We start from the raw sequence: 6,808 nt of genomic DNA on the forward strand, positions 1-6,808 counted from the left end.
CCGGAATCCTGCGGAAGTCAGTCGAACACCATCACCCCATGTCCAGAGTCCTGGGCACCGGTGGACAGGGATTTTGCGCTGCTGGCGGTATCTGTTGAGGCGTCGCAGCCGCTAAGGGCCAGCGCGATCAAGGATATCGCCGCCATGGTTCTACTGATTCGCTTATTCATATAGTGCGGCTCCTCTGTGGGTCTATTTTGAGATCAGGACCATCGTGTCGGGTTTGTGCACGTCGGCCAATTCGGTTAACGCGCCTGACCGATTCCGGAGGGAACGCCTTCATGGCAGCTCCCGGCTGAAGCACCAACGGCGTCGCGCTACTTGGGGTCGCCTGAAATGTGGAACGGGATCGTAGTGATCTTGGAGGCGACTCCGATGGCTTCGAGATCTCGCGCATCAATCGTGCCATCGCCATTGGCGTCCAGCACGACGCTCGGGGCGTCGTTATAGACGCCGTCGTGGTTGAGGTCGGCGATCACGGCGACTGTCAGGGTGCTGTCCACGTCCTGACCGGCAATCGGGGCGCCGACGATCCAAGAATCCAAAATTTCAGCGCCCTTTTTCGAGCGGTCGGTCACACCGGTGAGATTGAACAGGTTGGCCAGATTCGTGCCGGGACCAGAGAAGCCCTTGATGGTGCTATTCGTGGTGGAGGCGAGTACAACGAGGCCCGGCAGACGATCATCCTGGCCGGTGGAGAACGACCCAGGGAAGGGCGCCGTATTCGCATGCGCGGCGGGCCCAGTGACCTGCAGACCGGTGAAGCCTGCTGCGGCCAGGCCGCCGTCGTACCTCACACTCAGGTCGACGAACCAGCCCGCACCAGCGATCCCGGCGTTATCGCCCTTTACAGGGGCAAACACCTCGATCTCCACTGGATGCTTTTGCGATGCGTCAGGGACAGGCGTCTCCGGCGTCGGACTCGCAGTTGCAGCGCCGGCCACAATCGCCCCCAACACCCCCACAGAGCTAACAACGGCGGCAATTCGACGGTTACTGATTTTCATCATGATTCTTCCTCGGCTCGGCTTACAGATGGAGAACTGAATATTTCGGCGCCAATGACCGGCACCAGCCATAACGACGAGGGATCGGGCGGGATGGTTCACTTACAACCAAACTCTCACCGCTGTACCCGGGCCAAGCGGGCTCCGTTCAATGCGTACGGTGAACTCCGAAGGGGGTTAACGTGCAAAGCCGCAGCCAAACACTAGCTCAAGGGCGGGAAACGTCTCGCTCACGGTGCTGACGGCGCTCCTCTGGTTGCCAGCATTCCTGGTTGGGGTGCAATCCCCACATTCCCGCGGATCATTTGGGCTGCCGACCGGTCCGCGGGGGCCATTCGTTTCTACAATTTAAGTGGCGGCAGTTGCGGCAATCAGCCGTACGGGCCGCGCCACAAGGAGGACCGCAATGGGTTTGGGTGACAGGATCCACAACGCCGCGGAGAGGCTGCACGGCAAGGGAAAGAAGGCCGCCGGTGAGGTCAGCGGCAACGACCGCATGAGGGCTGAAGGCAAGGCCCGCGCAGTTCGGGCCGATCTCAAGCAAGCCGGAGAAAAGATCAGGCACGCCTTCAAGAGGCACTAAATACGATCAATCGAACGGGCGGCTCTGCCAGGAGCCGCCTGTTTTTCTGTGCCTGGCGGCGAAGATACTCAACCACATACCCACAGAACCCCCCTTGACTCCCGCCCCCACTTTCCCTAAACTTTTCATAAAGCAGAATCTAAATTCCACAAAGCGGAAACCCGCATACGGCTAAGCAAGCGGAAGATAGATCAAAGCCCCTCCTCGGAAGGACCTACGATGACGTACACAGTGAACTGCTCCATCCTCTTGACGGAGCTCCCCCTGCTCGAGCGCCCCGCAGCCGCAAAGGCTGCCGGCTTTGACGCCGTCGAGTTCTGGTGGCCCTTCGAGACCTCCGTCCCCACGGACGCCCAGGTCACCGGGTTTGAGAACGCCATCAAGGACGCAGGCGTCCAGCTCACGGGCCTGAACTTCAACGCCGGCAACATGCCCGGCGGCGACCGCGGCTTGGTTTCCTGGCCCGCCCGCTCCACCGAATTCCTGGACAACATCGACGTCGTTGCCGGCATCGGCGAGCGTCTGGGCTGCAAGGCCTTCAACGCCCTCTACGGCAACCGCATCGACGGCGAATCGGCCGACAAGCAGGACGCCGTCGGCGCCGAAAACCTCGCCGCGGCAGCTGCCGGCGTCGCAGGCATCGGCGGCACCGTCCTCCTCGAACCCGTCAGCGGCGCCCCCAAGTACCCGCTCCTCACGGCCGAAGACGCACTCAAGGTCATCGCCCGCGTCAAGGCGGAATCCGGCGCCGAGAACATCAAGCTCCTCGCGGATTTCTACCACCTGGCAGTCAATGGCGACGATGTCGTAGCCGTCATCGAAAAGCACGCAAAGGACTTCGGCCACATCCAGATAGCCGACAACCCCGGCCGCGGGGCGCCCGGAACCGGTGAGCTCCCTCTCGGCGAATGGATCGCCCGCAGCCGCGAACTCGGCTACGACGGCTACATCGGCCTCGAATACAAGGAACCGGCGGAAACCGCGTTCGCCTGGGCCATCCGCCAGCGCGTCGCCCGCTAATCCACCATCAGACTTTCAGTAAAGGAACCACAATGAGCAACGTTGCAGTCATCGGACTCGGAATCATGGGCCTGCCCATGGCCATCAACCTGGTCAAAGCCGGCCACACCGTCACCGGCTTCAACCGCAGCCAGGACAAGATCGACAAGCTCGTCTCCGAAGGCGGCCAGGGTGCCACGAGCATCGCGGACGCCGTCAAGGACGCCGACGTCGTCATCACCATGGTGCCGGACTCCCCCGACGTTGAGGGCGTAGTCAGCGGCAAGGACGGCGTCTTCGCCAACGCGAAGAAGGGCACCCTCTGGATCGACGCGTCCAGCATCCGCCCGGACGTTGCCAAGCGCCTCTCCGACGACGCCCAGGAAGCCGGCATCCGCCCCCTCGACGCCCCGGTATCCGGCGGCGAACAGGGCGCCATCAACGCCGCACTCTCCATCATGGTGGGCGGCCAGGCAGCTGACTTCGAGGCAGCGCAGGACGTCCTCAATGCCGTCGGCAAGACCATTGTCCACGTCGGCCCGTCCGGCTCCGGCCAGACCGTCAAGGCAGCCAACCAGCTGATCGTCGCCGTCAACATCCAGGTCCTGGGCGAAGCGATCGCCTTCCTCGAGGCCTACGGTGTGGATACGGACGCGGCCCTCAAGGTCCTCGGCGGCGGCCTGGCCGGCTCCAAGGTCCTCGACCAGAAGGGCCAGAAGATGCTCGACCGCAACTTCGACCCCGGCTTCCGCCTCGCCCTCCACCACAAGGACCTAGGCATCGTCACCTCGGCAGCCCGCGAAGCCAATGTTGCCGTCCCCCTCGGCGCCGTCGTCGCACAGCTCGTCGCCGCAACCGTTAACCAGGGCGATGGCGGGCTCGACCACTCCGGCCTCTTCAAGCAGGTCCTGCAGCTCAGCGGCCGCAAGTAGGCCTAGCGACCAACCGATAGTTTTTGTCCAGATAACGCCCTCAATTCCCCTTCCACGCGGCGTTATCTGGACAAAAACTTCCTTAAGCACACCCAAAATCGGGCTTCACCAAGCTCAGCCACCGAAGAACACAGACTTTCAAGGAGTACACAATGACGAAGATGCGCACTGTTGACGCTGCCGTCGCGATCCTGGTAAAGGAAGGCGCCATCGAGGCCTTCGGCCTGCCAGGCGCGGCAATCAACCCGTTCTACTCCGCCATGCGGAAGAACGGCGGTGTCCGCCACACGCTGGCCCGCCACGTTGAGGGCGCCAGCCACATGGCCGACGGGTACTCCCGGGCCCAGGACGGCAACATCGGCATCTGTATCGGCACCTCGGGCCCTGCCGGCACGGACATGATCACCGGCCTGTACGCGGCCTGGGCGGATTCCATCCCCATGCTCTGCATCACCGGCCAGGCCCCCGTGGCCAAGCTGCACAAGGAAGACTTCCAGGCCGTGGACATCCAGACCATCGCCGCTCCGGTCACCAAGTTGTCCATGACCATCATGGAGCCGGGCCAGGTTCCGGGCGCCTTCCAGAAGGCCTTCCAGCTGATGCGCTCCGGCCGTCCGGGCCCGGTTCTGCTGGACCTGCCCTTCGACGTGCAGATGGCCGAGATCGAATTCGACATCGACGCCTACGAGCCCATCGTGGTCCAGAAGCCCACGGCCTCCCGCAAGCAGCTGGAGAAGGCCCTGGACATGCTGACCGCAGCCGAGCGCCCGCTGATCGTAGCCGGTGGCGGCATCATCAACGCCGGCGCCTCCGCGCAGCTGGTGGAACTGGCCGAACTGCTGAATGTTCCGGTCATCCCCACCCTGATGGGCTGGGGCACCATCCCGGACGACCACGTCCTGATGGCCGGCATGGTGGGCCTGCAGACCAGCCACCGCTACGGCAACGAGACCATGCTGGCCTCCGACTTCGTGATCGGCATCGGCAACCGCTGGGCCAACCGCCACACCGGCGGCCTGGACACCTACACGGCCGGCCGCAAGTTCGTGCACATCGACATCGAGCCCACCCAGATCGGCCGTGTGTTCTCGCCGGACCTGGGCATCGCGTCCGACGCCGGTGCGGCGCTGGACGGGCTGATTGAGCTGGCACGCGAGCGCCAGGCAGCGAAGTCCCTGCCGGACTACTCCGGCTGGGTTGCCGAGTGCACCGCACGCAAGGGTTCCCTGCAGCGCAAGACGCACTTCGAGAACGTGCCGATCAAGCCGCAGCGCGTGTACGAGGAAATGAACAAGGCGTTCGGCAAGGACACCACCTATGTGTCCACCATCGGCCTCTCGCAGATCGCCGGCGCACAGATGCTGCACGTCTTCGGCCCGCGCAAGTGGATCAACGCCGGCCAGGCAGGCCCCCTGGGCTGGACCGCCCCGGCCGCCCTCGGCGTAGTCCGCGGCAAGCCGGACGAGACCGTTGTTGCCCTGTCCGGTGACTACGACTTCCAGTTCATGATCGAAGAGCTGGCCGTGGGCGCGCAGTTCAACCTGCCGTACATCCACGTGGTGGTGAACAACTCGTACCTGGGCCTGATCCGCCAGTCGCAGCGCGGCTTCGAGATGGAACAGAACGTGTCCCTGGCGTTCGAGAACATCAACTCCCCGGAAACAAACGGGTACGGCGTGGACCACATCAAGGTGGCCGAAGGCCTGGGCTGCAAGGCCATCCGCGTGGAAAACCCGGCGGACCTGCCGGCCGCGTTCGACAAGGCCAAGGCCCTGATGGACGAGTTCAAGGTTCCCGTGGTGGTTGAAGTGATCCTGGAAAAGATCACCAACATCTCCATGGGCGTTGAGATCAACGCCGTGAACGAGTTCGAGGAGTTGGCCGCCCGCGGCGAGGACGCCCCCACCGCGATCATCGCCCTGCTGGACTAGTCAGAAACCGATAGGAGGTACCGGAATGCGTGTGGTCATCGCCCCGGACAAGTTCAAGGGCTCGCTGTCCGCCCCCGACGTCGCCAGCCGCCTGAGCGCGGGACTGCAGTCAGTTGTGGCGGACCTCGAGACCACACTCATTCCGGTGGCCGACGGAGGCGAGGGCACCCTCGACGCCGCCGTCGGCTCCGGCTTCACCCGCCGGACCGCCACCGTCACCGGCCCCACCGGCCAGCCGGTCCGGGCCGACTTCGCGGTCCGCGGCCGGGAGGCCGTGATCGAAATGGCCGCAGCTTCCGGGCTCGCGCTGCTGCCCTCCGTCATCGCAGGCGGCAGCCCTGACTCCGGAACGGCCACCACCGCCACGAGCCTCGGCACCGGCGAACTCATCCGGGCCGCCCTTGACCTGGGCTGCCGGAAGTTCATCCTGGGTGTGGGCGGCAGCGCCAACACCGACGGCGGCGCCGGAGTTCTTCAGGGCCTCGGGGCAGTGCTCCTGGACGCCGAGGGCATCGAGCTCCCCGGCGGCGGGGCCGCCCTGGCCCGCCTGGACCGGATCGATTTCTCCGGCCTGGACGTCCGGCTGGAGGATTCCCGCTTCACCCTGGCATCCGACGTCGACAATCCCCTGCTGGGGCCCAGCGGCGCCGCCTCGATCTTCGCACCGCAGAAGGGCGCGACGCCGAGTGACGTCGTCGCGCTGGACGCGGCGCTGACGAACTTTGTCTCGGTCCTTGCCGGCGAGATCGGCGTCCGCGCCGAGCATGCCGCCGTCGCACCCGGCGCAGGTGCAGCCGGCGGCGTCGGCTACATTGCCATCGCGGCGCTGGCCGCGGCACGCAGGCCGGGCATCGACGTCGTACTCGAATTCACTGAACTGGAGCAGCGGCTGGCCGGCGCGGATCTGGTGATCACCGGCGAAGGCAGCCTGGACGAGCAGAGCCTGCTCGGCAAGACCCCCGTGGGCGTGGCCCGCGCAGCCGCGCGCGCCGGAATTCCCGTGATTGCCGTCTGCGGCCGCAGTACGCTGAGCCAGGAACAGCTCACGGAAGCCGGGTTCAGGGCAGTTCACGCCCTGACCGATTTTGAAAACAATGTAGAAAAATGTATGGCCGAAGCAGGCCCGCTGCTTGAAGAATTAGGTAAGCACATCGGCATGCACCTGCCTGTGAGTGCAGCGCGTACCGACACCAAGGAGAACGTCCATGTCTGAAGAAACCACCCCGGCGGCCGGCGAGTTTGACCTGGTCATCCGTGGCCAGCGCATCCTCACCACTGCCGGCATCACTGCCCGTGAAGTAGGCATCCGCGACGGCGTGATCGTCGCCATCGAACCGTTCGGCAACGGCCTCACCG

At 64.7% G+C, this 6,808-nt stretch carries 7 protein-coding genes; 6 read left to right on the forward strand and 1 reads right to left on the reverse strand.

What is annotated here, in order from left to right:
• Positions 1 to 317 precede the first annotated feature (317 nt).
• Positions 318 to 1,007, reverse strand: coding sequence for a hypothetical protein (locus QK290_RS18035; protein WP_282332035.1), 690 nt, complete (start codon positions 1,005 to 1,007; stop codon positions 318 to 320).
• Between the two features lie 406 nt (positions 1,008 to 1,413).
• Between QK290_RS18035 and QK290_RS18040 the strand changes: the two genes are divergently transcribed.
• The 6 genes from QK290_RS18040 to QK290_RS18065 form a co-directional block, all read left to right on the forward strand.
• Positions 1,414 to 1,590 (forward strand): CsbD family protein, encoded by a 177-nt coding sequence (locus tag QK290_RS18040; RefSeq protein ID WP_056340807.1) that lies wholly within the window; start codon positions 1,414 to 1,416, stop codon positions 1,588 to 1,590.
• Positions 1,591 to 1,809: 219 nt separating this feature from the next.
• Entirely contained in the window at positions 1,810 to 2,610 is an 801-nt protein-coding gene (locus tag QK290_RS18045) for a TIM barrel protein (RefSeq protein WP_282332039.1), read from the forward strand.
• Entirely contained in the window at positions 2,499 to 3,521 is a 1,023-nt protein-coding gene (locus QK290_RS18050) for a 2-hydroxy-3-oxopropionate reductase (protein ID WP_282332040.1), read from the forward strand. The genes QK290_RS18045 and QK290_RS18050 overlap by 112 nt, the downstream gene beginning before the upstream one ends.
• Positions 3,522 to 3,673: 152 nt before the next feature.
• The gene (gene gcl, locus QK290_RS18055) at positions 3,674 to 5,452 is read left to right on the forward strand and encodes a glyoxylate carboligase (protein ID WP_282332041.1); all 1,779 of its coding nucleotides are present in this window, start codon (positions 3,674 to 3,676) and stop codon (positions 5,450 to 5,452) included.
• Between the two features lie 25 nt (positions 5,453 to 5,477).
• Positions 5,478 to 6,665 carry a glycerate kinase gene (locus QK290_RS18060; RefSeq protein ID WP_282332042.1) on the forward strand — a complete coding sequence of 396 codons (1,188 nt, stop codon included), beginning with the start codon at positions 5,478 to 5,480 and terminating at the stop codon, positions 6,663 to 6,665.
• Positions 6,658 to 6,808, forward strand: a 151-nt coding sequence (locus QK290_RS18065; protein WP_282332044.1) for a hypothetical protein, incomplete at its 3' end; no start/stop codon positions are given. The genes QK290_RS18060 and QK290_RS18065, both read left to right, overlap by 8 nt.

It is taken from the genome of Pseudarthrobacter sp. AL07 (genome assembly GCF_029960665.1).
Lineage (GTDB): Bacteria > Actinomycetota > Actinomycetes > Actinomycetales > Micrococcaceae > Arthrobacter.

Coding starts and splice junctions, on each gene's coding strand:
- QK290_RS18050 (WP_282332040.1), top strand. CDS start 2,499: ATGGATCGCCCGCAGCCGCGAACTCGGCTACGACGGCTACATCGGCCT.
- gcl (WP_282332041.1), top strand. CDS start 3,674: ATGACGAAGATGCGCACTGTTGACGCTGCCGTCGCGATCCTGGTAAAG.
- QK290_RS18060 (WP_282332042.1), top strand. CDS start 5,478: ATGCGTGTGGTCATCGCCCCGGACAAGTTCAAGGGCTCGCTGTCCGCC.
- QK290_RS18040 (WP_056340807.1), top strand. CDS start 1,414: ATGGGTTTGGGTGACAGGATCCACAACGCCGCGGAGAGGCTGCACGGC.
- QK290_RS18035 (WP_282332035.1), bottom strand. CDS start 1,007: ATGAAAATCAGTAACCGTCGAATTGCCGCCGTTGTTAGCTCTGTGGGG.
- QK290_RS18045 (WP_282332039.1), top strand. CDS start 1,810: ATGACGTACACAGTGAACTGCTCCATCCTCTTGACGGAGCTCCCCCTG.